Below are 24,964 nucleotides of genomic sequence, written 5' to 3'. Positions count from 1 at the left end.
GCGCGACGCGGCGGCGGGCACGATATTGGAGCGACCGGGCCGGGCCTTCCCTGCGACAATGGGGGCATGCCCGCCCAGATCCACGTCCGCGGCTCGGTCTCCATCCCGGAGTCCGAGCTCGGCTGGCGCTTCTCCCGCTCCTCGGGGCCGGGCGGGCAGCACGTCAACACCAGCGCCACCGCCGCCGAACTCTCCTTCGACGTCGCGAACTCGCCGTCCCTCCCCGAGCCGCTGCGCGCCCGCGCCCTGGAGCGCCTGTCCGGCCGCCTGGTCCGCGGCGTCCTCACGATCCGCGCCGAGGAGTACCGCTCCCAGCAGCGCAACCGCGACGCGGCCCGCACCCGCCTGGCGACCCTCCTGGCCGAGGCGACGGCCCCTCCCCCGAAGAAGCGGATCCCCAAGAAGGTCCCCAGGGGCATCAACGAGCGGCGGCTGGAGAACAAGAAGCGCCGCAGCAACGTGAAGCGCCAGCGCAACGCCCGCTGGGACTGACCCCCGGCGCCCCGGGGACCGCCCTAAAATGATCTTCATGTCTTCCGGGCTCGTCCTCATCGACCTCATGCCGCGCATCGTGGCACTGCCGCTCGCCCCCCACTCCGGAGAGGACGTGCTCGACCGCTGCCGCGCGCTCGCGGGGGCGTTCCGCGCGCAGGGGCGGCCGGTCGTGCTCGTGCGCGTCGAGCGTCCGAACGTCGCCGAGCAGCCGACGGGCAGCGAGCTGGCGCCCGGACTCCAAGAGCCCGGCGACGTCGTCGTCGTGAAGCAGACGATCGGCGCGTTCCACGGCACCGACCTGGACGAACGCCTGCGGGAGCGGGGGGTGCGGACGCTCGTCTTCGGCGGGCTCGTCACGAGCATGGGCGTGGAGTCGACCGCGCGGGTCGCGAGCGACCACGGCTACGACCTGGAGTTCGTCGCGGACGCGATGTCCGACCGCACCGCCGAGGAGCACGACTTCGCCGTACGGCGCACCTTCCCGAGGTTCGGCACCGTCAGGAACACCACCGACTACCTCTGACGGCCCAGGGCATGGCAGAGCAGAGCGCAAGGGAGAACGCAGCGCGACGCCGCGGTGCTCGGCGGGAGCACCGCGGCGCGCGGGTTCGGTCAGATCCTCTCCCAGAGGGCGGGGACGTTGGGCGGGGTCCAACCGGGCATGGCGGTGTGGGCCTGGAGGCATCGGTAGCTGGCGCCGTCGTAGGTCACCACGTCGCCGGTCTTGTACGCGGTGCCCGCGGCCCACGATCCGCTCGGGTCGCCGGGGCCGGGGTCGTCGGGCCCCGGGTCGCTGACGCGGCTGCCGACGTTGACCCCGGCCCACGCGTTCGCGGTCGCGGCGTACTCGGCGCTGGACTGCCCGTACAGCTTGGACGCCGCCGCGAGCGTCGAGCGGCGGGCGTCGGCGTAGTTCGTGGTCGGGCGCATCTCCTCGGTGAGCGCCTTGTACCAGATCGCCGCGGCCTTCTCCCGGCCGATGCCGGTGACCGGCTTGCCGTCGGAGGTCGGCGAGTTGTAGGCGGTACCGTTGATCACCTTGGAGCCGCTGCCCTCGGACAGCAGGTAGAAGAAGTGGTTGGCGATCCCCGAGGAGTAGTGGACGTCCACGTTCCCGGCGTTCGGCGACCAATTGTCCAGCGAGGAGCCGTCCTTGCTGGGACGGTCCATGTACCGCAGCGGCGCGCCGTCGCCGCGCAGGTTGATCTTCTCGCCGATGAGGTAGTCGCCGACGTCGCTGGCGTTGTTCGCCCAGAACTCCATGGCGCTGGCCATGATGTCCGACGTCGCCTCGTTCAGGCCGCCGGACTCGCCCTGGTAGACCAGGCCGGCCGTGTTGGAGGTGACGCCGTGCGTCATCTCGTGGCCCGCGACGTCCAGCTCGGTCAGGGGCTTGCTGTTGCCCTGGCCGTCGCCGTACGTCATGCAGAAGCAGCTGTCGTCCCAGAAGGCGTTGACGTAGCTGGTGCCGTAGTGGACGCGGGAGTAGGCGCCGACGCCGTCGCCGCGGATCCCCGACCGTCCGAAGACGGTCTTGTAGAAGTCCCAGGTCTCCCCGGCGCCGTAGGCGGCGTCGACCGCGGCGGTCTGGCTGTTGCCGGCCGTGCCGTCGCCCCAGGTGTCGTCGGCGTCGGAGAAGAGCGTGCCGCGTCCCGAGGTGGCCCGGTTGAGGTTGGTGGTGTCGTGGTTGCCGCGCCCGGTGTCGCGCAGGACGTAACTGCCGCCGGACGAGCTGGTGCCGAGCTGGACCGTGCCGGAGTACTGGCTCCTGCCGGTGCCGGTCTGCACGCCCTGCCACTCGACGATCCTCTTGCCGGAGACGGCGTCGGTGAGGACGTGCAGCCGGTTGGGCGTGCCGTCCTTCTGCGTCCCGCCGACCACGGTCTCCCAGGCGAGGACGGGCTCGCCGCCCTCGCCGACCCACACGACCTTGCGCGGGGCGACGCTGCCCTCGGCCTTCGGCGTGTTCGGCCTGGTCGACACCAGGGTCTTCGGTGCGGTCTCCACCTGGAGCGGCTTGGTGAGCGCCTGGGAGACCCGCTCGATCGAACCGGCCTTGGAGCGGTGCACGATGAGGTCGCCGCCGAGGACGGGCAGGCCCTCGTAGGTGCTCTCGTAGTGCGTGTGGGTGGTGCCGTCCTGGTCCTTGACGACGGTCTTCACCTTCAGGCCGACCTTCGCGCCGAGCTTCAGCGCGGACCTGGTCTCGTCCTGCCGCGCCTCGGCCCGGCCGACGAGCGTCCGGTACTCCTGCGCGCTCACCTTCGCCGGCAGCTGGCCGGGGTCGCCCTTCGGCGCCCGCGCGGGTGCGGCGGACGCCGGGCCCATCGGCATGCTCAGCAGCGCCATGGCGGCGACGGTGACGAGGGATGTGCTCAGGGCGACGCGCCTGTGGGCGCGTCCGGGGGTCGTGGATCTCACGGGGGTACTCCTTGTCTGCCGGCCGTCGCGGGGGACGCCCGAGGGGGAGCGCTCCGGCGGCCCGGTGGGGCCGCGGAACTCCGGAGTGGGGGGTTTGCCTCGGGAACGATGACACGCCATTTCCGGCATGTCACCGCAAAGTTCCCCCTGCACCTGAGGTGTAGGGAGGCGCGCCGCACGGCAAGGGAAACCCCTACACGGCCAGGGGGCGGACGAGGGTTCCCTAGTGCGGCGGCGACGCCCCGGGGCCGGCCGGCCCGCCGCCCAGCAGCGCCCCGAGCTGCGCCCGGGAGCGGATGCCGAGCTTGCGGTAGACGCGCGTGAGGGACGCCTCGACGGTCTTCACGCTCAGATACAGCCGGTTGGCCACCTGCTGGTTGGTGGCGCCCTGACCGACGAGGACGGCGATCCGCCGCTCCCCCTCGGTCAGCGACGCCCGGGCGGCGGGACCGGGCCCGGCGGGGCCGTCCCGCAGGCCGGTCTCCAGGCGGGACAGCCGGTGCCGCGCCTGCTCGATCCAGGGCCGCGCCTCGCACCGCGTGAAGATCTCCAGGGCGTCCTCGGCCGCCCGCCGCGCGGCCGCGCCGCGCCGCCGGCGCCGCTCGACGCGCGCCTGGTCGAGCAGGCAGTGCCCGGCCTCCAGCGGCTGGCCGAGCCGCGCGAACAGCGCCGCGGCCTCGCTGAGGAGCGCGACCGCCGCGTCGTGCTCGCCGCGCGCGGCCAGCAGCGCCGCCTCCGCCCGGTCCAGCCGTCCGGTGACGCTCGCGCCGCGGTACCCGACGGCGGCGCGGGTCGTGCGGATCAGCTCCGCGGCCCGCCCGGTGTCGCCCAGGGCCGCGAGCCCCTCGGCGAGGTCGCACTGCCAGGGCAGCACCGTCGGCGACGGCAGCCTGCGGTCCTGGCCGAGCGCCTCGATGCGCCGCAGCGTGCCGACGCCCGCCCGGACGTCCCCGCTCCGCGTCTGGGCGACGCCGAGCACGTGCAGCAGGCGGCTCTGGAAGATGACGTCGTTCTCCTGCTCGGACGCCCGCACCCCGCGCTCGGCGAGGGCGACCGCCCGGTCGATGTCCCCGCCCGCCAGCTCCGCCAGCGCGCCGTGGTACCAGGCCGGGCCGGGGCTGAGGGCCGCCTGCTCGGTGACTCGCATGGCGCGGTCGGCGAAGTCCAGCGCCTCCCGGCAGCGGCCCGTCCGCGCCGACACCTCCGACAGGTTGCGCAGGACGTGCACGACCTCCTCGCCGGAGCCGCGCTCCACCAGCGCCAGCAGCCGCAGCAGCTCGGCGCGCGCCTCGGTGAGCCGGTCCTCGAAGATGGCGCAGTAGGCCGCGAGGTACCGGGGCGTCATGTGGAGCCGTCCGTCCAGCGGGGGCTCCGGGAGCCGCCGCGCCCGTTCGAGGTCGCCCGCGTAGTCGCCGCGCCCCTCGATCAGCGCGATGTTCGCCCGGACGGCGAGCGCCCGCGCCTCCAGGTCGGTGTCGCCGGTGTCGCGCGCGTGCACCAGCGCGGCGTTGACCTCCTGCTCGGCGCGTCCGGGCGCGCCGGTCACGAGCGTGCCGAGCGCCGTCCGCAGCCGCACCTGCCCGAGCAGCGCCGGGTCGCCCTCGGCGTCCACCAGCGCGGCAGCGAACAGCTCGCCCATCTCGGTGAGCCCCTGGCCGGACAGGTCCAGCAGCGCGAGCCGGACCCGGACCCGCTGCGCGCGGGTGGCGTCGGCGGCCAGGACGGCGTCGGCGGCGCGGTGCGCGAGGTCGGGCAGGCCGCCGCTCGCGCCCGTCTCGGCCGCCGCGACCAGCCACTCCAGCCGCTCGGCGGCGGGCTCGGCGGGCGAGCGGTCCGCGGCCAGCAGGTACAGCTCGGCGGCCATCCGGTGCGACCCCTGCCGGACGGCCTGCTCGGCGGCGGTGACCAGCGAGTGCGCGAGCTCGGCGTTCGGGCCCGGGTCGGCGAGGGCGCGGTGCCGGGCCCGTCCCGCCGCGTCCGGCACCACCTCGGCGAGGGCCCGGTGCACCCGCGCCAGGTGCGGGGCGTCGGCGGACTCGGCGAGGACGGTGCCGACCGCGGGCGGGGTGAACCGGATCCCGCCGCCCTCGGTGATCAGCAGCCCCAGCCCGGCGGCGTGCCCGATGTCGCGCGCGGCCTCGGCGCGCCCGGCCCGGCGCAGCAGGTCCGCCGTCGGCCGGATCGCGAGCGCCGCCATCAGCAGCGTCTCGCGGGCACGCTCGGGCAGCCGCGCCAGCCGTTCGGCGATCACGGCCCGCACGCGCTGCGGCAGCGGGGCGGGGCGCCAGTGCCGCGGGACGCGCCCGGTGAACGCGCCGCCGAGCGCGAGCGCCAGGTACGGGTTGCCGCCGGAGTCGGCGTGCAGGGTGTTCACCACCCGCACCGGGAGCCCGTAGCTGTCGAGCATCTCGGCCAGCTCGTCCGGCTCCAGCGGCGGGACGGGGAGGTGCGCGGCGTCGGGCGCGGGCGTCCAGGTGTCGCCGCCGTCGCTCGCGGCGAATCCCTCCGGCCAGCGCCCGGCGACGATGGCGCGCACGCCGCGCGGGCCGAGCCGGCCGACCGTGTAGCGGACGGCGTGCACGGACTCGGCGTCCAGCCACTGGGCGTCGTCGACGAGCAGCAGCACCGGCCGCTCCTCGGCGCACCGGGCGAGCAGCCCCCGGAAGGCCAGCCGGCACGCGGCATGGTCGGACGCCGCCGCCGGATGCGGCTCGGGCAGCCCGGACAGCCGCTCGCGCGGCAGCTCGGCGGTGAGCGCGCCCGGCAGCTGGTCGAGCAGCTCGGCGAGCCCCGAGCACGGCACCCACCGCTCGGTCTCGGTGCCCGCGACCCGCAGCACGAGCTCCCCGCGTTCCGCGGCCGCGGCTCCGGCGGCTTCGAGCAGCGCCGTCTTCCCGATACCGCTCGGACCGGTCAGCACCACGCTGCCGTTCCGCCCGATCCGGGACTCCACGGACGCGAGCAGCGCGGACCGCCCTGCCAGCCTGGGCGGTGCTCCGGCGCGGACCGCCGACGACACGGCGAGGACGTCCATGACTCGCTCCCCTCAGGAGGACTAGGACGCCGCCACCGACGATAGCCAGCGGACGAACCCGTCACAACGCCCGCGTTCCGCTCAGGGGCGGAACAGGGCCTGGCTCGTCCCCATCATGATCCGGTCGTGCGGGCGCAGGGTCCGCATGACGGCCTCCAGGACGGACCGCTCCATCGAGACGCACCCGGCCGTCCGACCCGCGCCGACGTGCATGAAGATCGCCGAGCCGTTCCCCTGGACGACCGGCGAGTCCGGAGGCCGGTTGTAGTTGATCACCACGGCCTGCCGGTAGGGCCCGTCCCGCATGATCTTCGAGAGGTTCTCGTCGGCGGGCAGGCACGTGCCCCGGTAGTACCGGTTGTACCGCCGGTCGCCGATCGTCGAGCCCCAGCAGTCGCCGCTCTCCCGCAGCGTGCGGTAGGGGAGGCGGGTGCCGGGGTCCCCTTCGCCGAACGCCTGGGTCAGGCTGTAGGAGCCGGTCGGCGACCTGCCGTCGCCCTCCCGCTTGGCGCCCGGCTCGGCATATCCGTTCCGTCCCACATGCCCCGGTGCGGTCAGGAGCGTCTTCCACGAGCGCCCCGCCCTGACGCATTCGGTGACGGCCACTTCGGTCGTGCCGTATCGGGCCGCCACGGCGAACACCACATGCCGCGCCGCACCCGGCTCGTAGCGCGTCTTCCCCTGGCCGAGCGCCCGGCAGGGATCCTCCACCCTCTCCCGGGCGAACGCCTGCGGGGCATGAACCCCCGCCGCGACCAGCACCGCGGCAGAGGACAGCGCGGCGGCAGAGGAGAGAACCGTGACCCGCATGGCACCCGAACGCATGACGCGGCTCCCTGCTCCTGAGGAACGGATGATCATGCCTCGATCTCTACCCCGCCCCGGTACCCCTCAACAGCAGGCGTGTGCCCGAGAGGACGGCGTTACTCACTGCCGGGCAAGGGGGCTCTTCTCGGCGACCGGATCAGGACGCTCTGGAAACCGCAGAACGCCCGGAACCGTGAAGTTCCGGGCGCTCTGCGTGCCGTCACGACACCGAAGGGCCACTCAGGCCGGAAGGCTACTCGCCCTTCCAGTTCGGCTTGCGCTTCTCGGCGAAGGCCGCCGGGCCCTCCTGGGCGTCCTTGGACATGAAGACCGGCAGGGTGATGTCCTGCTGCTTCTTCCACGCCTCGTCGGACGTCCAGTCCGCGGACTCGACGATGACCTTCTTGGTCGCCGCGAGCGCCAGCGGGGCGTTCTCGGCGACCTTCAGGGCCAGCTCCTTGGCCGCGGCGAGCGCGCCGCCCGGCTCGGCGAGCCGGTTGACGAACCCGAGCTCGGCCATCCGCTCCGCCGGGTACTTGTCGCCGGTGAGGGCGATCTCCATGGCGATGTGGAACGGGATGCGCTGCGGCAGCCGCAGCAGCCCGCCGCCCGCGGCGACCAGCCCGCGCTTCGGCTCGGGCAGCCCGAACTGGGCGTCCCGCGCCGCGACGATCATGTCGCAGGACAGCGCCACCTCGCAGCCGCCGGCCAGGGCGTAGCCCTCGATGGCGGCGATCAGCGGCTTGGCCGACGGGCGCTCGGTGATGCCGGCGAAGCCGCGTCCCTCGACGGTCGGGTTGTCGCCCGTCAGGAAGCCCTTGAGGTCCATCCCGGCGCAGAACGTCCCGCCCGCGCCGGTGAGGATGCCGATGGACAGGTCCTTGCGGGAGTCGAGCTCGTCGAGGGCCGCCGCGATCCCCTTCGCCACCTCGCCGTTGACCGCGTTGCGGGCCTCCGGGCGGTTGATGGTGACGATGAGGACGGCGCCGTCTTCTTCGGTAAGGACAGCGTCGGTCATTCAGTGCCTCACTTCGGCTGGAAGCGGATACCGCCGTCGAAGCGGATCGTCTCGCCGTTCATGTAGTCGTTCTCGATCAGGGACTTGACCAGGTGGGCGAACTCCGACGCCTTGCCCATCCGCTTCGGGAACGGGACGGGGGCGGCGAGCTTGGCCTTGAACGCCTCCGCCGCCTCGCCCTCGCCGTAGATCGGGGTGTCGATGATGCCGGGGCAGATCGTGTTGACGCGGACGCCGATCGCGGCGAGGTCGCGGGCGGCGGGGAGCGTCATGCCGATGATGCCGCCCTTGGACGCGGAGTACGCGAGCTGCCCGGTCTGCCCCTCGATGCCGGCGATGGAGGCGGTGTTGATCACCACGCCGCGCAGGCCGTCCTCGTCGGCGGGCTCGGTCTTGGAGATCGCCGCGGCGCCGATCCGCATCAGGTTGAAGGTGCCGATCAGGTTGATCCGGATGACGGTCTCGTAGGAGGCCAGGTCGTGCGGGGTGCCGTCGCGGTTCACGGTCCGCGACGCCCAGCCGATGCCGGCGCTGTTGACGATGACGCGCAGCGGGGCGCCGGAGTCGACGGCGGCCTGCACCGCGGCCTGCACCTGCTCCTCGTTCGACACGTCCGTCTTGACGAAGACGCCGCCGATCTCGTCGGCGAGGGCCTTGCCCTTGTCCTCGTTCAGGTCGGCGATGACCACCTTGGCGCCTTCGGCGGCCAGCGCGCGGACGGTGGCCTCACCGAGGCCGCTCGCGCCACCGGATACGACGGCGGAAACTCCGTTCAGGTCCATAAGCGACACCTTACGTGAGGGACCGAATGTGGTTCGGGGTGATGCTATCCAGACGTCGTCGCGCGCTCTGCTCACACCCCTGCGGATCACGGAGGCGCGACCTCGCCCGGGAAGGCGAAGTTACTCTGGAGTCACAATAGAGAACGTTTGCCGCCCCCTGGCAAGGGCACCCGGACCCCATGAGCGAGCGTCCTGCACAGAGCCAGTCCTACCCCGGGCGCACCGAGGACATGACGCCCGAACCACGCGACGAGATGCGCGGCTACACCGGCAGCGGCCTGCTGGAGGGACGGCGCGCACTGATCACCGGCGGCGACTCCGGCATCGGCCGGGCGACGGCCGTCGCGTTCGCCAAGGAGGGCGCGGACGTCGCGATCACCTACCTGGAGGAGGACGAGGACGCCCGGCACACCGCGGGCCTCGTCGAGGCCGCCGGCCGCCGGTGCGTGACGTTCGGCGGCGACCTGGCCGAGGAGCGGCACTGCCGCGAGGTGGTCCGGCACACCGTCCGCGACCTCGGCGGGCTCGACCTGCTCGTCCTGCACCACGGCACCCAGACGCCGGTGAAGGACGTGCGCGAGATCGACGACGCCCAGCTCCGGCGGACGTTCGAGGTGAACGTGTTCTCGCTGTTCTGGACCGTCCAGGAGGCCCTCGACCACCTGGGCCCCGGGTCGTCGGTGATCATCACCGGGTCCATCAACGGGCTGCGCGGCAACAAGACGCTCATCGACTACTCGGCCAGCAAGGCGGCGGCGATGGCGCTGACCACCTGCCTCGCCCAGAACCTCATGGACCGCGAGATCCGGGTCAACTGCGTCGCGCCCGGCCCGGTGTGGACGCCGCTCATCCCCGCCACGTTCGACGCGGAGAAGGTCGAGGACTTCGGGAAGCAGGCCCCGATGGGGCGCGCCGCCGACCCCGACGAGATCGCGCCGTCCTACGTCTTCTTCGCCTCCGACCGCCAGTCGTCCTACTACACCGGGCAGACCCTGGTCCCCGCCGGCGGTGAGATCCACCCGGGCTGATGGAGTGCCGATGACGGAGCTGCGACGCAGCGACCTGAGCGAGCCCGGCTACGGGCGCCGGAAGTGCGGGAAGGGATTCGTGTACCTCGGCCTCGACGGCCGGACCCTGGCCGACGCCGCCGAGAAGGCACGGATCAAGGCCCTCGTCATCCCTCCCGCGTGGAAGGACGTCTGGATCTGCCCCGACTCCGACGGCCACATCCAGGCCGTCGGGACGGACGCCGCCGGGCGCCGCCAGTACCTCTACCACGACGCCTGGCGCGAGCAGCGCGACCGGGAGAAGCACGACCACGTCCTGGAACTGGCCGAGCGGCTGCCCAAGGTCCGCCACACGCTCACCCAGCACCTGGCCGGACGCGGCTACACGCGCGAGCGGGTGCTCGCGGCGGCCGTCCGCCTCATCGACCTCGGGTTCTTCCGGATCGGCGGGGAGGCGTACGCGGCCGAGAACGGCACCTTCGGGCTCGCGACCGTCCTGCGCGAGCACGTCACCTGCGGGCGCGACCGGGTGACGTTCGACTACCCCGCCAAGGGCTCGAAGGACCGGTACCAGGCGGTCGCGGAGGAGAACGTGCGCAAGGTGGTGAGCGGCCTCAAGCGGCGCGGCGACGACTCGCCCGAGCTGCTCGCCTACCGGACGCCCGGCGGCTGGCACGACGTCACCACGTCCGACATCAACGAGTTCATCCGCGAGGTCACCCAGGGCGACTTCACCGCCAAGGACTTCCGGACGTGGCACGCCACCGTCCTCGCGGCCGTCGGGCTCGCGGTGTCGGTGCGCGCCGCTGACAGCGAGGCCTCCCGCAACCGCGCCGTCGTCCGCGTCGTCAAGGAGGTCGCCTCCTACCTCGGCAACACCCCGGCCGTGGCGCGGGCGTCCTACATCGACCCGCGCGTCATCGACCTGTACGAGGAGGGCGCGACGATCGCGCCCGCCCTCGGACGGCTCGGCGTGGACGTCGCCGAGGGCGAGCTGGCGACGCAGGGGCCGACGGAGCAGGCCGTCCTCGACCTGCTCCGCGGGGCCTCCTGATGTCCGCCGGAGGCGGAGACGCCCGTCCTCACTCCGCGCGGCGGTAGGCGGCGGGCGGGGTGGGCGTCGTGCCGAGGCAGGTGGCGACGGGATCCTCGATCGAGCACCAGCCGGGCTTGCGCACCGGCACGTAACCGGCGGGAACGCCCCGGTTCGCGATGATCGACCGGTAGGTCGGGACGGCGTCGGTCGGACGGCGCGCCAGGGACGGATCGGTCAGCGCGTCCACCGTGTAGAGGCCGAACCGCGGCCGGTAACTGCCCCACTCGTAGTTGTCGGTGAGGCTCCAGTAGTTGTAGCCCATCATCTTCACGCCGTCGGCCATCGCACGCTGGATCCAGTAGACGTGGTCGCGCAGATGGTCCGAGCGTGTGTAGCCGTCCTGGCGCGGCTTGCCGTTGTCCGTGGACATGCCGTTCTCGACGATGTAGATGGGCAGGTTCGGCAGGCGGCGCTGGTAGTTCCTGAGGACGTAGTACAGCCCCTCGGGCTCAGGGTCGATCTTCCAGAACTCGCCCATGAGCGCGTAGGCCGCGGTCCCGTTCTGCAGGTTGGCGCCGTAGTAGTAGTCGATGCCGATGAAGTCGAGCTTGTCGGTGACCTCGTTGAACAGGGCCGCGTCGAAGATGCCGTTGACAGGCGACCCGTAGGCGACGTTGCTGGACACCGGGGCACCCGGGTCCACCGCGTGGATCATGTCGTAGGCGGCGCGGTGCGTCCTGACCAGGGCGTTGCGCATCCTCATCATCTGGCCGAGGTCCATCGGACGGGCCGTCAGCTCCTTGTAGATGTAGGCGCTGGCCTCGTTGAACGTGATCCAGACGACGCCCTGGCGCTTGTACCTGTCCACGACGAAGCGGGCGTTGCGCAGCCAGTCGTCCCGCGTCCGAGGGTTGTCCCAGGCGCCCTGGTCGGCGACCCAGCCCGGGTAGACCCAGTGGTCGAGCGTCAGCATCGGGCGCATCCCGGCCGCCCTGATCCGTCGGACGAGGTCGTCGTAGTAGGCGATCGCCTTGGGGTCGCGGAAACCGCGGCGCGGCTCGACGCGGGACCACTCGACGGACGTCCGGAACACGTTCGCGCCGAGCCCGCGGGCGAGTTTCAGGTCGCTCGGGTAGCGGTGCCGGAAGTCGACGGAATTCTCGTAGGGGTCGGTGACGCCGCCAGCCTTGCGGTCGGCGTACCTCGTCCAGTTGCTGTCGGGGAAGGAGCCTTCGCTCTGGAAGCCGGACGTGGCGACGCCCCAGAGGAATCCCGGCGGGAACTTGGCGGTGGCGGGCCTGCCGGCGGCGGACTCGGCGGCCGGGGCGGCCGCGGCGGGGGACGCGGCGGTCAGCGCGAGGGCGGCCGCCAGGCCGAGGGCCGGCAGGAGGTGGACGGGGCGTGCTCTGCGGGGCCTGCCGAACACGGGACTCCCTCCGGAGGCGGACATGAATCTCCTTCGCACTACAGGGGTCGCGCGCGCCCCCGTCAATGGCCGGACACGGCCGGATCCGGCAACCGCCGGACCCGCCCCCGGCTGTGCCGCGCATCACAGACCGATAAATTGATCATGCTTTTCCGGCGCTTGTGACTCACTTCACAATCAGTGAAAGGGGTTGCCGATCAGTGCTGGCAGAACGCTGGACCGGTGTCTCAAACGGACCGCCGCCACCGTGGAGAAATGGCGGGTGATTTGCCAGCCCGGCCGCGCGCTGGCTAGCTTCCTGCCCGGTTCATGCGGCGCCCGAGCCGCCCGGACAACAGAACACGCACCCCGACGCGCGGCGGCGGCGCGGACGGTCTCCCACGGGAGGCCGGCGCGGACCCCCAGGTCGTCCCCTCCAGGGACCCCGCCCGGAAGCCGTCGTCGGACGCCGAATCCGTGCAGACGAGAGGCACGGAACCGGAAGCGGCCGCCATTTCTCTGCGTCCCCCCTCAATGACGCTGCGAAATCGGCCGCTGCATCTCGAACCCTCCAATTAATCCGGAGGGTGACGGCTGCCCGGTAGGCATCAACCGCGAGGTCTGGAGACATTCTGCATACCCCTCGAAACCCCCTCAAGGCCGGATTCACCGTGGGCGGGCTCGTGCTCACCACGACCACCGCGCTCGGCGCGTCCGTCCTGGCGGCAGGGCCCGTGCACGCCGCGGCCCCGCAGCGGGCGCCCCTCGCCGCGGCCCCGGCCGCGACGGTCACCACCACGGCCCTCACCGCCAAGCAGGCCCGGATCGCCAAGCAGAGGAAGCGCGCCGACTACGCCGTGAGGTACGCGGCCAAGCAGATCGGCGACCCCTACCGCTACGGCGCCACGGGCCCCGGCTCCTGGGACTGCTCCGGGCTCGCCGGAGGATCCTGGCGCAAGGCCGGGGTGAAGCTCCCCCGGACCACCCAGCAGATCTACAAGGCGGTCCACAAGAAGGTCTCCTGGAAGGGCGCCGTCAAGGGCGACCTGCTGTTCTTCTACGGCGGCCGGAGCCACATGGGCATCTACGTCGGCCACGGCTACATGATCCACGCGCCGAGCTCCGGCAAGCGGGTCAAGAAGATCAAGCTGAACGGCTACTACAAGCGCAACTTCCACGGCGCCGTCCGGCCCGGGATCTGACCCGGACCGCACGCCAGGCCCCGCGCCGCCCGCCCGGCGCGGGGCCTTCGCGGCACTAGGCCGGCAGGGTCCGCCGCAAGAACTCCTCGGTGAGCCGCCAAGCGCGCGCGGCGGGCTCCGGCTGGTAGAACATCGGCGCCTTGCGGTTGTGGAACGCGTGCCCGCCGTCCTCCTGGACGTGGATCTCCATGTGGTCCCTCTCCTCGACCGCACGTTCCACCTTGGCGACGTCCTCCCGGGGGATGTACGCGTCGGCACCGCCAAAGTGGAACTGCGCAGGCGCCTGGACGGCGTCGAGCTTGTCAAGCATTCCCGGCACACCGGACCCGTAGTACGAGACGAGCGAATCGACCTGCGCGTTCGCAGCCACCAGGTACGCCAGCGTCCCGCCGAAGCAGAACCCCAGGACGCCCACCCGGCCCACCTCTGGCAGCCCCTTGAGGACCCCCAGCGCCGCCACAGCGTCCTCTACGCCCCTCTCCCAGTCGAACTGGGAGACCATCGACATCCCCTTGGGCAGGGCCGCCTCGTTGTGCGCGGTCGTCCAGTTCGGCTCGATCCGCCAGAACATGTCGGGCGCCGCCACGACGAACCCCAGCGCGACCAGGTCCTCGGCGACCGCCTCCATGTAGTCGCCGACACCGAAAATCTCTTGGAGCAGCAGGATCCCGGGACCGCGCGTCCCCCACACCCGCAGGTCGAACTCGCCGTCCGCGACGACGACCTTCTCTGTACGCGTCATGTCAGCCGATGATGGCGTAGACCGCGCTGGCATGCGCGACCGTCCGCCCGTCCGCGGTCATGTCGATCTCCGCGAACGCCAGCGTCCGGCCCAGCTTGGACAGCTCCGCGCGCACCAGCACGTCCCGTCCCGTCACGGGCCGCTGGAACGTCGTGCTGAGCTGCACCGTCGTCATCGGCACGAAGGCCCCCCTGGCCCCCGACACCGCCAGCACCACCGCCGTGTCGGCCGCCGCCATCAGCGCCTGCCCCGACAGCGCGCCGCCCTCCCGGGCGAGACGGTCGGACCAGGGCAGCCGCAGCACCGCCGTCCCGTCCCCGACCTCCTCGGGCACCAGGCCCAGGTCGAGCACCCACGGCGCGAAGTTGTCACGGAGGATCTCTTCAGGCTTCACCCCGTCATGATGCACGCTGAGGGCATGCACGAGGAGATCTTCCTGCCCGCCACCTATGCCGCCGGCGTCCCCTACGCGACGTTCGCCCGGCTCCGCGCCGCGTCGCCGGTCGCCCGGGTCGGCGAACCGCCCGTCGGCCCCTGGCCCGCGGGCCCCGGCTTCTGGGCGGTCTTCCGGCACGCCGACGTCAAGCACGTCCTGCGCTCCCCGGACCTGTTCTCCTCCCACCTCGGCGCCACCCAGATCCGCGACCCCGACACGCCCGAGGACCTCGCCTTCGTCCGCGCGATGATGCTGAACCAGGACCCGCCGGACCACTCCCGCCTGCGCCGCATCGTCGCCGCCGCGTTCACCCCCCGCGCCGTCCGCGCCCTGGAGGACACCATCAACGAGCGGGCGCGCGCCCTCGTGGCCTCCGCCCTCGGCGAGGACACCGACTTCGTCGAGCTCGCCGCGGACCTCCCCGTCTGGACGCTGGCCCACATCATGGGCGTCCCCGACTCCGACCGCCGCCTCCTCTACGACTGGGCGTCCCGCGTCATCGGCTACCAGGACCCCGACTACGCCGGCCTCTCCACCGCCGACGCCGCCGCGATGACCCCCATGGCCCGCGAGGCGATGAGGCACCGCCCGTCCGAGACCGTCCGCCCCGACGGCCGCCCCATCAACCCGCGCTCCTCCACGGCCCTCGCCGACATGTTCGCCTACGCGCACGCCCTCGCCGCCGAGAAGCGCTCCCGCCCGTCCGGCGACATCATGTCCCGCATGCTCGAAGGCGGGCTCACCCCCTCCGAGTTCGAGAACATGTTCTTCCTCTTCGCCGTCGCCGGGAACGAGACCCTCCGCAACGGCATCCCGGGCGGCCTGCTCACCCTCCTCGACCACCCCGCCGAACTCGCCCGCCTCCGCGCCGACCCGTCCCTGCTGCCGTCCGCGGTCGAGGAGATGCTCCGCTACTGGCCACCGGTCATGGACTTCCGCCGCACCGCCACGACCCCGCTCGACCTCGGCGGCCAGAAGATCGAGCCCGGCGACAAGGTCGTCGTCTACCACGCCTCCGCCAACCGCGACGAGACCGTCTTCCCCTCCCCCGACCGCTTCGACGTCGCCCGCACCCCCAACGACCACGTCAGCTTCGGCTTCGGCCCCCACTTCTGCCTGGGCGCCCATCTGGCCCGCACCCAGATGCGCGCCGTCTTCCGCGAACTCCTCCCCCACGACGTCACCCTCACCGGCACGCCCGTCCGACTGGCCTCCAACTTCCAGAACGGCCTCAAGCACCTCCCCGTCCACCTGACCCCCGCCCCCTAACCCCGTCGCGAACCCCCCGTCGATCTCGGTACGCTTGCCAGGACGGGTCGCTAGCTCAATTGGCAGAGCTCCGGACTTTTAATCCGTAGGTTGTGGGTTCGAGTCCCACGCGACCCACCACCCCTGACCAGGGCGAACGCGAGAATGCCAGGCTGGTCCGCCGCCGCGTTTGCCCCGCTTCGTCCCCATGCCGGCTCAAGGACGGCTCGGCGGCCCAATCCGGGCCCCACTTCCCCCTGCACGCCTCAGGGCCCGGCGTGCCGCTGGTCGGCCTGGACGACCCGCCGCGGTCAGGGCGGCCGCCTGTGGTCGATGAGGCCGAGGTCAATGTGTCAGTTCGCGGGGCCTGTGCGGGGCTTCGTGAATCTCGCTGAAACCGCCTTCCGAACTCATCACGATCCGTCCGGTCTCGCGGCCGTGCTCGGAATCCTTCTGGTCCCTGTAGGTCAGCCCGAGGCAGATCAACCGGGTGACGGCGTAGGCGAGCGGCGGTCCGGCGAAGACGGCCAACCGGAAGAACCAGGTGACGTCGTACAAGGACAGGCGGAAGTTGTCCGCGATCTGGTCGTTGGCGGCCGCGGCCCACAGCAATCCGTAGAAGGCGATGCCGGCCGCACCCACTGCCGTACGGGTCACCGCGTCGCGGGGACGGTCCAGAACATGGTGAATGCCGCGATCGCCGGTAAGCCGCCGTTCTATCCAGGGATAGACCGCCAGGACGGTGAAGAACGCCCCCGGCATGAGAAGCGCGGGCACCAGCACCGCGAGGGTGATCGGGTGGCCGGCCACGCTGGGTTCCCAGCCCGGCATGATCCGCACGGCTCCGTCCAGGAAGCCCATGTACCAGCCGGGCACCGCTCCGGCGGTGATGTCCCCTGGCCGGTACGGGCCGTACTGCCAGACCGGGTTGATCTGCGCGAACGTTCCGAGGAGCGCGAGAACCCCGCAAGTGGCCAGCAGAAGCGCCACCGCTGAGCCGCGCGACGCGTCTCCCGAGAAGGCGCCGGGAAAACGGGTGTGGCCGTGCTCGCGGACGAGCCTCTGTCGGAGGACGAACAGGGCGGCCAGGACCGCTGGAAGGACGAGGATGTGCAGCCAGTAGAGCCGGGTGATGATCTTTTCCCCCGGAAACTCACCGCCGAAGATCAAGAACGTCAGGCTGGTGCCGACCAGCGGAATCGCTTGGGTCACACCTTGGAGGAGCCCGAGGCTGCCGCCGGACAACATGTCGTCCGGCAGAATGGTGCCGGTCCAGGCCGTCACCATGCCCAGCGACAGTACGGCCACCCAGACCAGCCAGTTGAGGCCGCGCGGGCGGCGGAACGCACCGGTGAAGAACAGCCGCAGCAGCTGCAGGGTGAGCGCGGCGACGAAGATCAGCGCGGCCCAGTGGTGAATCTGCCGCATGAGCAGTCCGCCGCGCACGTCGAGGCTGATGTCCAACGTCGACGCGTACGCCTCGCTGACCGGGACGCCCCGTAGCGGCCCGTACGAGCCGTCATAGGTGACCTGCGTCATGTCGGGGTCGAAGAAAACGGTCAGGAACGCGCCCGTGACGATGAGTACCAGGAACGAGTAAATCGCGAGCTGGGCGAACAAGAACGACCAATGATCGGTCCGTGCATGCCGTGACCACCGTCCCACGCCGCGGGCTTGTCCCTGCATTGGCTTCACTCCCCGAACTGGTTCTGGTACACATGCGACACTCCGAGATCGGCAGATGTGACATCCCACGGGAGAAAACCGGCAGGTGTGACATAAACGACGAGCGGCCGCTCGTACGGTCACTGGGCGGCGACGGTCTCTGTGTGCTCCGCCTCGTCCGGTGCGGCCGCGGGGGCGGGGTTCTTCGGGCCCCGGAGGGCGATGTACACGAGCAGCAGGCCCATAAGGGCGACGCCTGCCCACATGGACTGCTGCCATCCGTCGACGTAGGACTGCTTTGCGGCGTCGACCAGGGTCTGAGCCTGCGAGCCTGCGCTGTTTGATGCCTGGAGTGCGTTGGCGATGCCCTCGCGTGCGGTGCCTGCGGTCTCCTGCGGAATGCCGTCCAGCCGGTCGTCGATGGCGTTGCGGTAGCCGGCTGTCAGGAGCGCGCCGAGCATGGCGACGCCGAGTGCGGTGCCGAATTCTCGCGTGACGTCGTTGAGGGCGGAGGCGACGCCTTGTTTCTCTTGCGGCAGGGAACGGGTGATGGCCTCGGTGGAGGGCACCATGGACAGGGCCATGCCGACGCCCATGACAACGATTCCGGGCAGGATCGACAGGTAGCCGCCGTCGATGGAGACGAACAGGGCCAGGAGGGCCAGACCGACGCTGGTCAAAGCGATTCCCGAGCTCATGGTCAGGCGGGGGCCGACCCGCGCGGCCAGCCTGGGGGCCAGGCCGGAGGCCGCCATCATCGCGACGGCCATGGGCATCAGCGCCGCCGCGGACAGCAGCGCCGACCAGCCGAGCACGGCCTGGAAGAACGGGAAGAGGACCACGAAGATGCCCGACTGAACACCGAAGACCACCAGCAGCGTGATCGAGCCGCCGGCCAGGCCGCGCTCGCCGAACAGGCGCACGTCCAGCAGCGAGGCGTCCCGGCGGCGCAGTTCCCAGGCGACGAACCCGGCCGTGGCGATGAGGCCGGCGGCGAGGCCGATCAGCGTCGCGGGTGCGGTCCAGCCGCGACTGGGTCCCTCTTGCAGGACGAAGGTGAGGGCGGCCACGGCGACGACGGAAACCAATGCGCCGACGGTGTCGAAGGCGTGAGCGGAGCGCTCGTGGGAGTTGGGAACCGACTTCGACGTCATGGCCAGGGCCACGACGATCAGGGCCACGGGCAGGACGAACATCCAGCGCCAGTCGGCGACGTCGACCAGAAGAGCGGACAGGAACATGCCCAGGATGCCGCCTCCTCCGGCGACGCCGGTCCACACGCCGATCGCCTTCCCGCGCTGCTCCTCGGGGAAGGTGGAAGTGATGACGGCCAGGGTGATGGGCATGATCGTCGCTGCGCCGATACCGCCGGCCAGGCGCGCGGCGATCATGACTTCGGCGGTGGGGGCCAGGCCCGCCGCGATGCTCGCGACCCCGAAGACGACCAGCCCGGCGATCAGCGTGGGCCTGCGGCCCAAGCGGTCACCGATCGCGCCGAGCGGCAGCAGCAGTGCGGCCAGGGTGAGGGTGTAGACGTTGATGATCCACAGGACCGTGTTCTGCGAGGTGTCGAAGTCGACGGCCATCTGCGTCTGGGCGACGGTCAGCCCGGACACCGACGCGATGACGGCCATCAGCGCCATCGACACGGCTGTCAGGACCACGCGCAACTGACGCGCGTCCGGCACGTCCCCGCCGCCGTCGGCGAGCGCGACCCGTGAAGGTTTCATACTCATGGAGTCCTTTCGAGATGGGCATGCGGCATCGGCCGGTCTGTCGCCGGCTGAAGGGGATGTGGAACCCGACCGCCGTGCAGGGCGGATCCCTCGGATCGCGTCGCCTGCAATGGGGTCGATGACCGGAGCCTGCTCGGTCACCTGCTCGGCGCAGCCTCAGCCGAGGGATGGTGCCTCAGTGAGGTGCGCGCGCCTGCTCCGCGACCGTGCTCATCGCAGGGCGAGTGAGGTCTCGGTCTCTACGTGGGTCAGCTTGTCGGGGTTGCGGACGTAGTAGAGACCGGTGACGCGGGCGTCCTCGACGCGCACCGCCAAGACGCCGTCGAACTCGCCGTTCACGCGCAGAATCAGAGCCGGGTTGCCGTTGACCACGGTCGGCCCAACGGTGAGAGTGGCATCGGTCTTGGCCAGGCCGCCAACGATGAAACGGGCCACCTTCTCGGCGCCGGTGATCGGATGGGGCGCGGTGAGCGATCTGGCGGACGGCCGCGGAGGTCTTCCCGACGGCGACCGCGATCTCGCCATAGCCGAGCCCGAAGGCCTCGCGCAGCACGAACACGGCGCGTTCGGTCGGTGACAGCGTCTCCAGCACGAGCATCAGCGCCATGGACACGCTCTCGGCGAGCTCGATGTTCTCGGCCACGTCCGGTGTGGTGAGCAGCGGTTCGGGCAGCCAGGGACCGACGTAGGCCTCCCTGCGGCGTCTCATGCTGCGCAATCGGTTGATCGATTGGCGGGTCGTGATCTGGACCAGGTAGGCGCGCTGGTCGCGCACCTGCCCCACGTCGGCCTTCACCCATCGCAGCCAGGTCTCCTGCAGGACGTCCTCCGCGTCGGCCGCCGATCCGAGCATCTCGTAGGCGACAGTGAACAGCATGTTCCGGTGGGCGAGGAACGCCTCGGTCTCCGGGTCGGCGACGAGTTCGCCCACATCTCGAGCCTTCTCCTTCTCCGGCGGCCCTGGCTGCCGGCGGCCCTCACGCGGTGCGTCCACGACACGGTCCTCTTTCGGAGATTGCCATTGAGCGCGGCCCAACGGGTTGGTGCAGTCGACATCAAGACACCGGCTGGTGCACGCCTGTGACATCGAGCCGCCGCGGCTGTCCACTCACCCGGCGGACACCCGCCCGGCGCGCCTGCCGTCGTGACCTCTCCTCCGGTTCAGGGGGGACGGGTCGGTTGCCAGCGCGATGTCGTCGAGCACGCCGCCGTAGGTGTCGCGGGCACGCGGGCTAATACCGCTGCGCGTACCAGGTCGGTCGCTCGCCGAACATGCCCTTGAAGTCGCGGATGAAGTGGCCCTGGTCGACATAGCCGAGGTCGGCCGCAAGCGCGGCCCAGTCGATCGCCCCGCCGGCGGCCATGCGTGCGGTCACCTCGTGCAGGCGATAGCGGCGGATCACCCACTTGGGGCCGATGCCGACATACTCCGCGAAAAGCCGTTGCAGCCCCCGCATGCTCAGCCCCAGCTCGCCGGCGAGGCGTTCGACCCTGGTCAGGGTCTTGTCCTTGGCGATCAGCTCGACCGAAGCCACCGCCTGGCGCACCCGGGGGTCGTCGTCCGGCAGGTGTCTCAGCAGGAAGGCTTCCACGGTCGGCACGTCGAGCGTCGCGGGCAGGTCCGGGCCGAACACCTCGGTCGCCGGGACAACGCGGTCGGTGATCGTCGAGACGGAGGCACCGAGGAACAGGCGGAAGCAGCCCGGCCGGAACGCGACGCCGAAGACCTGGTCGCGGCCCTCGAGAACCTTGATCTGGTAGCCGCTGCACACGCCGTTGACGTCCGCGCGGCCGCCTCCGAACGACAGGTGCACGTTCGGGTACGGCACGATCTTCTGCCGGTAGGGCTCGGCGTAGTCCCAGCGAGCCTCCCAGTACCGCTCCACCCATGGCGCGAGCGCCGGCGACGGGCTGTGGAACGTGTGGCGCTGATACCTGGTCCACGCACCCCGCAGCTCACGAACGTCCCGCTCCACTCAGCAGAGTGTATGTCGCCTTTGTCCAATACCCCTCCGGCCGGGGCCGCCTAGCCTCGCGGCCATGTCACATCTGTCCAACGCTGCCGAGGCCATGGCCGCAGTCGCCCGCACCATCACCGACGACCAGCTCGCCAACAAGACTCCGTGCACGGAGTACGACGTGCGGGCGCTGGTCAACCACCTCCTGTTCTGGGGCCCGTCGCTCGCCGGCGGCGGCCGCAAGGAGTCCGTTCCGCAGCCGGCGGGCGCCGAGTCCGAGGTGGACCTGGCGGCCGGCGACTGGCGCGGCCGCCTGCTCGCCCTGCTGGACGACATCACGTCGTCGTGGGCGCCGCCGAGCGCCTGGGAGGGCGAGACAAGCATGGGCACACCGCAGACGCTGCCCGCGCCCGGCCTGGGCGACATGATCGTCGGTGAGCTGGCCATGCACGCCTGGGACCTTGCGGTCGCGACCGGGCAGCGGCTGGAACTGCCCGCCGACCTGCTGACGCATCTGCACGACACGGTGTTCGCCAGCGTGGAGCAGGGGCGGGAGATGGGCATGTACGGACCGGAGGTCGCGGTGCCGGCGGACGCACCCACCTTGGACCGCATCGTCGGCCTGACCGGCCGTGATCCCGCCTGGACATAGTTCCCAACCGGTGATGTCGGTCATACCTGACGTCAATTGTCGAAGCATGGTGCGGCGGCACCGCGTCCATGCCGCCTTTACGTGGCGTGGCGGATGTGGCGGCGTCGTCGTGGGCGGGCGAGTCCGTTCGCTCAGTGCTTACAGGACGGCGATGAGCAGGCTCACGGCGGACTCCTGGCGGGCGATGTCGGCCTGGTCGAACGGGCCCGTCCAGCGCAGGCCGTACTGGTCGGCGTTGTTCCGGCCGTAGGTGAAGGCGGAGCGGGCCTGGGTCGTCAGGTAGTTCCGGTACGGGTGGCCGGGGAGCGCGCGGTCGAGTTCGGCGAGGTTCCGCGCGAAGATGCCCTTGAACGCCGCCTGGTCGGAGTTGCACGTAGCGGCGGCCTCGCAGGGTTCGGTGAGGATTCCGCGCGGTGACAGGCCCGGGTCGGTGGTCACGGCGTCGGCGATCCGCCGGGCGGTGGCGAGCAGGGACGGGTCGCCGGTGGCGCGGTGCAGCTCCGTCAGGCCGCCCAGGATCACGCCCTGGTTGTACGTCCAGGTGGTGCCGCCGTTGTTGCCGCAGTTTCCGCTCTGCGTCGCCAGGCCGTCGTTGACCAGGTGGGATCCGTTGATCATCCCGCTGCGGGCGAACCAGCGCCAGGACTGGCGCGCGTGGGCGAGGTACTTGGTGTCGCCCGGGATCCGGTTGTGCAGGGAGGCGGCCAGTTTGAGGTAGAGCTCGTTGCTGATGGCGTTCTTGTAGGTCTTCCCGGGCAGGTCCCACCAGATGCCGCCGCCGCAGGTGTCGTCCCAGTACTGGCGCATGTACGCCTCGTCGGTCTCGGCGATCTTCAGGTACCTGGTGTCGCGGGTGAGGTCGTACATGCGGACCATCGCCAGCGCCCACCAGCCGGTGTCGTCGGTGGAGTCCGCGCGGAACTCGCCGTCGCCCTGCGGCCACCAGGGCAGCGGCTTGCGCTGGAGCTCGATGGTGTTCTTCACCTGGGGCAGGTAGCGGGTCGAGCGGGTCCGCGCCATGTAGTCGAGGAGCGCTTGGAGCGCGTTGCCCGACTGCCACCAGGGGCTCTCGGGCTGCCAGCGTCCGCTCGCCTGGTCGTAGAACCCCATCATCGCGTCGACGGCCGATGTGGCACGGGCCCGCGCGGTCCTGTCCTCGCCCGCGTCCGCGCTCGCGGCGGACGTGCCCACGGTGAGCGCAAGCACGGCGCCCGTCACGAGGGAGACCAGACCCTTTCCCGTACGTCGCTTCAGTCCGGTCATCGCGCACCCTCCATGGCAACGAGGCGTCCCAGCCCATGGCCTCCGCCCTGGGCGGGCAGTGCGCTGAATTGTGCCCCGGGCGGGACGAGGCACGCAAGAGTCGTCAGGATCGTTCACATATGTGAGCGTTCTTGCTTGAAATTGCCGGAGGCGTCGGTCGGTTCGCCGCGAGGGCGGTCAGGTGGGAGCGCGTGTCGGGTCGTGCGCCCACGAGAGCCGACGCGCAAGAGCGTGATCGAGAATGTCTGGTGGTGATCGGTCTTGCGCGAGTACGGTCGACGCATGCTCCGGGACCGACGCCATGAGCTGATCCTCCGCGTCCTTCGCTCCGAAGGGCCGGTGACGGCGGAGACGCTGGCCGAGCGCTTGGCGGCGAGCCTCGCCACCATACGCCGCGATCTGCAGAAGCTCGACGAGGAGGGCCTGCTCAAACGGGTGCACGGCGGTGCGATGCCGGTCGAGGGCCATGACGACCCCTTCACGGACGTCGCCGAGGTCCGCCCCGCCGAGAAGGACGCCGTCGCGCTGCGCTGCGCCGAGATGATCCAGGACGGCGAGACCGTGCTGCTCGACATCGGCACGACCGCGCACATGGTGGCGCGGCACCTGCGGGGCCGGGCGCTGACGGTCGTCACCAGCAGCCTCCCGGTGGTCGAGACGCTGGCCGACGACCAGCACGTCCAGCTCGTCGTTCTCGGCGGCATGCTGCGCCGTGACTACCGGTCGCTGGTGGGCTACCTGACGGAGGACAACCTGCGGCAGATCCACGCGGACCGGCTCGTCCTCGGCACCAGCGGGATACGGCCGACCGGAACCGTCATGGACACGACGGTGGTCGAGGTGCCGGTCAAACGAGCCATGATCGCGGCCAGCGAACGGGTGGTCCTCGTCGCCGACGTCGGCAAGTTCCCGGGCACCGGCATGGCGAAGGTCTGCGATGCCACCGACCTGGACGTGGTCATCACGAACGCTCCGGTCGATCCGGACACGGGGGCGGCCCTCGCGGATGCCGGAGTGCAGGTCCTGGAGGTGTGAGGCGCCCGGCGCCCACTGAACCGCTATGGCTGTTCTCATGGGACCGGTCCGGCGCCTTGGCGTCAATTCGCACGGGACCTGCTGGGCGATGACCCGCTGTCTCCGGCGGTCCGGCGTCGCCTGCACGACCAACTGATCAAGCTGCTCGGTGCAGACGAGCATTGAGGAAGGAGCCGGACATGGTCGCGGTCGTCTTCGGGGCCAGGGGAAACGTAGGCCGACATGTCGTCAGTGGTCTGCTCGCGGCGGGCGACAAGGTCCGGGCCACCAGCCGGACACCCGAGACCGCGGGCCTCCTGCCGGGCGTGGAGGCCGTAGCGGCCGATCTTGAGCGTCCCGAAACCCTGCCCGCCGCGCTGGAGGGCGCCGACAAGGTGTTCCTCTACGCCAAACCCGACGGTGTCGAGGGTTTCGTCGACGCCGCCGCGTCCGCGGGCGTCCGGCACGTCGTACTGCTGTCGTCGGCGGCGGTCGTGCTCCCGGACGCGGAGCACAATCCGATCGCCCGGCAGCACCGGACCGTCGAGTTGGCCATCGAGCGGTCCGGCATCGACTGGACGTTCATTCGCCCGGGGATGTTCGCCACCAACACGCTGTGGTGGTGGCAGCGGCCGCTCCGGGACGAGGGCGTCGTGCGCAACCCGTATCCGGATGCGCAGACCGCTCCGGTCCACGAGAAGGACATGGCCGCGCTGGCGGTGACCGCGCTGACCCGGCCAGGCCACCGGCGACAGGCATACACCGTCTACGGGCCGCAGTCGCTCACGCTGCGGCAGCAGGTCGAGCACATAGGCGAGGCCCTCAACCGGACGATCCGCTTCGAGACGATCTCTGTGGACGAAGCGCGAGTGGAACTGAGCAGGACGATCCCGGCGATCGGCGTGGAGACCTTCTTGCGCCAGTGGGCGGCCCGCAACGGCACCCCCGCCCAGGTTTCCACGACCGTCGAGGACATCACTGGCCGACCCGCGCGGACCTTCGCACAGTGGGCCGTGGACCACGCCGACGACTTCCGGTGACGG

Annotated in this window: 22 protein-coding genes and 1 tRNA gene; 10 read left to right on the top strand and 13 right to left on the bottom strand. The window is 71.2% G+C overall.

Annotation, left to right across the window (positions count from 1 at the left end; all coding sequences use genetic code 11):
• The first annotated feature begins 66 nt into the window (after nt 1-66).
• Together arfB and AB0C69_RS02620 are read left to right on the top strand one after the other, a co-directional pair.
• On the top strand, nt 67-492 hold the full coding sequence (gene arfB, locus AB0C69_RS02625) for an alternative ribosome rescue aminoacyl-tRNA hydrolase ArfB (RefSeq protein ID WP_345172742.1): 426 nt from the start codon (nt 67-69) through the stop codon (nt 490-492).
• 37 nt (nt 493-529) lie between these two features.
• Nucleotides 530-1,018: an isochorismatase family protein gene (locus tag AB0C69_RS02620; protein WP_360348821.1), complete on the top strand. Its 489-nt coding sequence runs from the start codon at nt 530-532 to the stop codon at nt 1,016-1,018.
• A gap of 89 nt (nt 1,019-1,107) precedes the next feature.
• On the opposite strand, the gene AB0C69_RS02615 is transcribed toward AB0C69_RS02620, so the two are convergent.
• The 5 genes from AB0C69_RS02615 to AB0C69_RS02595 form a co-directional block, all read right to left on the bottom strand.
• Nucleotides 1,108-2,916, bottom strand: a complete 1,809-nt coding sequence (locus AB0C69_RS02615) for a M4 family metallopeptidase (RefSeq protein ID WP_360348818.1) — start codon at nt 2,914-2,916, stop codon at nt 1,108-1,110.
• 223 nt (nt 2,917-3,139) lie between these two features.
• Nucleotides 3,140-5,950, bottom strand: a complete 2,811-nt coding sequence (locus AB0C69_RS02610) for an AAA family ATPase (RefSeq protein ID WP_360348815.1) — start codon at nt 5,948-5,950, stop codon at nt 3,140-3,142.
• 81 nt (nt 5,951-6,031) lie between these two features.
• Nucleotides 6,032-6,775, bottom strand: coding sequence for a L,D-transpeptidase family protein (locus AB0C69_RS02605; protein WP_360348812.1), 744 nt, complete (start codon nt 6,773-6,775; stop codon nt 6,032-6,034).
• A 235-nt stretch (nt 6,776-7,010) separates the two neighbouring features.
• On the bottom strand, nt 7,011-7,775 hold the full coding sequence (locus AB0C69_RS02600) for a crotonase/enoyl-CoA hydratase family protein (RefSeq protein ID WP_345172734.1): 765 nt from the start codon (nt 7,773-7,775) through the stop codon (nt 7,011-7,013).
• An 8-nt stretch (nt 7,776-7,783) separates the two neighbouring features.
• On the bottom strand, nt 7,784-8,557 hold the full coding sequence (locus AB0C69_RS02595) for an SDR family oxidoreductase (RefSeq protein WP_360348809.1): 774 nt from the start codon (nt 8,555-8,557) through the stop codon (nt 7,784-7,786).
• A 179-nt stretch (nt 8,558-8,736) separates the two neighbouring features.
• Here AB0C69_RS02595 and AB0C69_RS02590 point away from each other — a divergent pair, with 179 nt between their 5' ends.
• Together AB0C69_RS02590 and AB0C69_RS02585 are read left to right on the top strand one after the other, a co-directional pair.
• Nucleotides 8,737-9,585, top strand: coding sequence for an SDR family oxidoreductase (locus tag AB0C69_RS02590; RefSeq protein WP_353831830.1), 849 nt, complete (start codon nt 8,737-8,739; stop codon nt 9,583-9,585).
• A 10-nt stretch (nt 9,586-9,595) separates the two neighbouring features.
• Nucleotides 9,596-10,618, top strand: a complete 1,023-nt coding sequence (locus AB0C69_RS02585; protein ID WP_360348806.1) for a DNA topoisomerase IB — start codon at nt 9,596-9,598, stop codon at nt 10,616-10,618.
• 28 nt (nt 10,619-10,646) lie between these two features.
• Here the strand turns inward: AB0C69_RS02585 and AB0C69_RS02580 are convergent, their stop codons facing one another.
• Entirely contained in the window at nt 10,647-12,050 is a 1,404-nt protein-coding gene (locus AB0C69_RS02580) for a family 1 glycosylhydrolase (protein WP_360348803.1), read from the bottom strand.
• A gap of 626 nt (nt 12,051-12,676) precedes the next feature.
• Between AB0C69_RS02580 and AB0C69_RS02575 the strand changes: the two genes are divergently transcribed.
• Nucleotides 12,677-13,207 (top strand): NlpC/P60 family protein, encoded by a 531-nt coding sequence (locus AB0C69_RS02575; RefSeq protein ID WP_353831831.1) that lies wholly within the window; start codon nt 12,677-12,679, stop codon nt 13,205-13,207.
• A 55-nt stretch (nt 13,208-13,262) separates the two neighbouring features.
• Here AB0C69_RS02575 and AB0C69_RS02570 read toward each other — a convergent pair whose 3' ends face one another.
• Complete coding sequence (locus AB0C69_RS02570) at nt 13,263-13,949, bottom strand: dienelactone hydrolase family protein (protein ID WP_360348800.1); 687 nt, start codon at nt 13,947-13,949, stop codon at nt 13,263-13,265.
• Nucleotide 13,950: 1 nt separating this feature from the next.
• On the bottom strand, nt 13,951-14,343 hold the full coding sequence (locus AB0C69_RS02565; protein ID WP_353831833.1) for a hotdog domain-containing protein: 393 nt from the start codon (nt 14,341-14,343) through the stop codon (nt 13,951-13,953).
• 24 nt (nt 14,344-14,367) lie between these two features.
• On the opposite strand from AB0C69_RS02565, the gene AB0C69_RS02560 reads away from it, so the two are divergent.
• Together AB0C69_RS02560 and AB0C69_RS02555 are read left to right on the top strand one after the other, a co-directional pair.
• A complete protein-coding gene (locus AB0C69_RS02560) occupies nt 14,368-15,654 on the top strand; it encodes a cytochrome P450 (RefSeq protein WP_360348796.1) in 1,287 nt (428 codons plus the stop codon).
• A gap of 44 nt (nt 15,655-15,698) precedes the next feature.
• Nucleotides 15,699-15,774, top strand: a tRNA-Lys gene (locus AB0C69_RS02555).
• 204 nt (nt 15,775-15,978) lie between these two features.
• Here AB0C69_RS02555 and AB0C69_RS02550 read toward each other — a convergent pair.
• The 4 genes from AB0C69_RS02550 to AB0C69_RS02535 form a co-directional block, all read right to left on the bottom strand.
• Nucleotides 15,979-17,253: a cytochrome b N-terminal domain-containing protein gene (locus AB0C69_RS02550; protein ID WP_360348793.1), complete on the bottom strand. Its 1,275-nt coding sequence runs from the start codon at nt 17,251-17,253 to the stop codon at nt 15,979-15,981.
• A gap of 185 nt (nt 17,254-17,438) precedes the next feature.
• Nucleotides 17,439-18,986, bottom strand: a complete 1,548-nt coding sequence (locus AB0C69_RS02545) for an MFS transporter (RefSeq protein ID WP_360348790.1) — start codon at nt 18,984-18,986, stop codon at nt 17,439-17,441.
• Nucleotides 18,987-19,209: 223 nt separating this feature from the next.
• Nucleotides 19,210-19,965: a sigma-70 family RNA polymerase sigma factor gene (locus tag AB0C69_RS02540; RefSeq protein WP_360348787.1), complete on the bottom strand. Its 756-nt coding sequence runs from the start codon at nt 19,963-19,965 to the stop codon at nt 19,210-19,212.
• 301 nt (nt 19,966-20,266) lie between these two features.
• Nucleotides 20,267-21,010 carry a helix-turn-helix domain-containing protein gene (locus AB0C69_RS02535; protein ID WP_360348784.1) on the bottom strand — a complete coding sequence of 248 codons (744 nt, stop codon included), beginning with the start codon at nt 21,008-21,010 and terminating at the stop codon, nt 20,267-20,269.
• A gap of 64 nt (nt 21,011-21,074) precedes the next feature.
• Here AB0C69_RS02535 and AB0C69_RS02530 point away from each other — a divergent pair, with 64 nt between their 5' ends.
• Nucleotides 21,075-21,644, top strand: coding sequence for a TIGR03086 family metal-binding protein (locus tag AB0C69_RS02530; RefSeq protein WP_360348781.1), 570 nt, complete (start codon nt 21,075-21,077; stop codon nt 21,642-21,644).
• A gap of 138 nt (nt 21,645-21,782) precedes the next feature.
• Here AB0C69_RS02530 and AB0C69_RS02525 read toward each other — a convergent pair whose 3' ends face one another.
• The gene (locus AB0C69_RS02525) at nt 21,783-22,907 is read right to left on the bottom strand and encodes a glycoside hydrolase family 76 protein (RefSeq protein WP_360348778.1); all 1,125 of its coding nucleotides are present in this window, start codon (nt 22,905-22,907) and stop codon (nt 21,783-21,785) included.
• Nucleotides 22,908-23,189: 282 nt separating this feature from the next.
• On the opposite strand from AB0C69_RS02525, the gene AB0C69_RS02520 reads away from it, so the two are divergent.
• Entirely contained in the window at nt 23,190-23,942 is a 753-nt protein-coding gene (locus tag AB0C69_RS02520; protein WP_360348775.1) for a DeoR/GlpR family DNA-binding transcription regulator, read from the top strand.
• Nucleotides 23,943-24,121: 179 nt separating this feature from the next.
• Nucleotides 24,122-24,961 carry an NAD(P)H-binding protein gene (locus AB0C69_RS02515; protein WP_360348772.1) on the top strand — a complete coding sequence of 280 codons (840 nt, stop codon included), beginning with the start codon at nt 24,122-24,124 and terminating at the stop codon, nt 24,959-24,961.
• Nucleotides 24,962-24,964: the final 3 nt, after the last annotated feature.

This window comes from Actinomadura sp. NPDC048032 (assembly GCF_040653175.1).
GTDB classification, from domain to species: Bacteria; Actinomycetota; Actinomycetes; order Streptosporangiales; family Streptosporangiaceae; genus Spirillospora; species Spirillospora verrucosospora.
This window is presented reverse-complemented; position numbering and strand designations above follow the sequence as displayed.

Coding starts and splice junctions, on each gene's coding strand:
- AB0C69_RS02580 (WP_360348803.1), bottom strand. CDS start 12,050: ATGTCCGCCTCCGGAGGGAGTCCCGTGTTCGGCAGGCCCCGCAGAGCA.
- AB0C69_RS02560 (WP_360348796.1), top strand. CDS start 14,368: ATGCACGAGGAGATCTTCCTGCCCGCCACCTATGCCGCCGGCGTCCCC.
- AB0C69_RS02570 (WP_360348800.1), bottom strand. CDS start 13,949: ATGACGCGTACAGAGAAGGTCGTCGTCGCGGACGGCGAGTTCGACCTG.
- AB0C69_RS02520 (WP_360348775.1), top strand. CDS start 23,190: ATGCTCCGGGACCGACGCCATGAGCTGATCCTCCGCGTCCTTCGCTCC.
- AB0C69_RS02610 (WP_360348815.1), bottom strand. CDS start 5,950: ATGGACGTCCTCGCCGTGTCGTCGGCGGTCCGCGCCGGAGCACCGCCC.
- AB0C69_RS02590 (WP_353831830.1), top strand. CDS start 8,737: ATGAGCGAGCGTCCTGCACAGAGCCAGTCCTACCCCGGGCGCACCGAG.
- AB0C69_RS02515 (WP_360348772.1), top strand. CDS start 24,122: ATGGTCGCGGTCGTCTTCGGGGCCAGGGGAAACGTAGGCCGACATGTC.
- AB0C69_RS02605 (WP_360348812.1), bottom strand. CDS start 6,775: ATGCGTTCGGGTGCCATGCGGGTCACGGTTCTCTCCTCTGCCGCCGCG.
- AB0C69_RS02600 (WP_345172734.1), bottom strand. CDS start 7,775: ATGACCGACGCTGTCCTTACCGAAGAAGACGGCGCCGTCCTCATCGTC.
- AB0C69_RS02620 (WP_360348821.1), top strand. CDS start 530: ATGTCTTCCGGGCTCGTCCTCATCGACCTCATGCCGCGCATCGTGGCA.
- AB0C69_RS02585 (WP_360348806.1), top strand. CDS start 9,596: ATGACGGAGCTGCGACGCAGCGACCTGAGCGAGCCCGGCTACGGGCGC.
- AB0C69_RS02595 (WP_360348809.1), bottom strand. CDS start 8,557: ATGGACCTGAACGGAGTTTCCGCCGTCGTATCCGGTGGCGCGAGCGGC.
- arfB (WP_345172742.1), top strand. CDS start 67: ATGCCCGCCCAGATCCACGTCCGCGGCTCGGTCTCCATCCCGGAGTCC.
- AB0C69_RS02530 (WP_360348781.1), top strand. CDS start 21,075: ATGTCACATCTGTCCAACGCTGCCGAGGCCATGGCCGCAGTCGCCCGC.
- AB0C69_RS02525 (WP_360348778.1), bottom strand. CDS start 22,907: ATGACCGGACTGAAGCGACGTACGGGAAAGGGTCTGGTCTCCCTCGTG.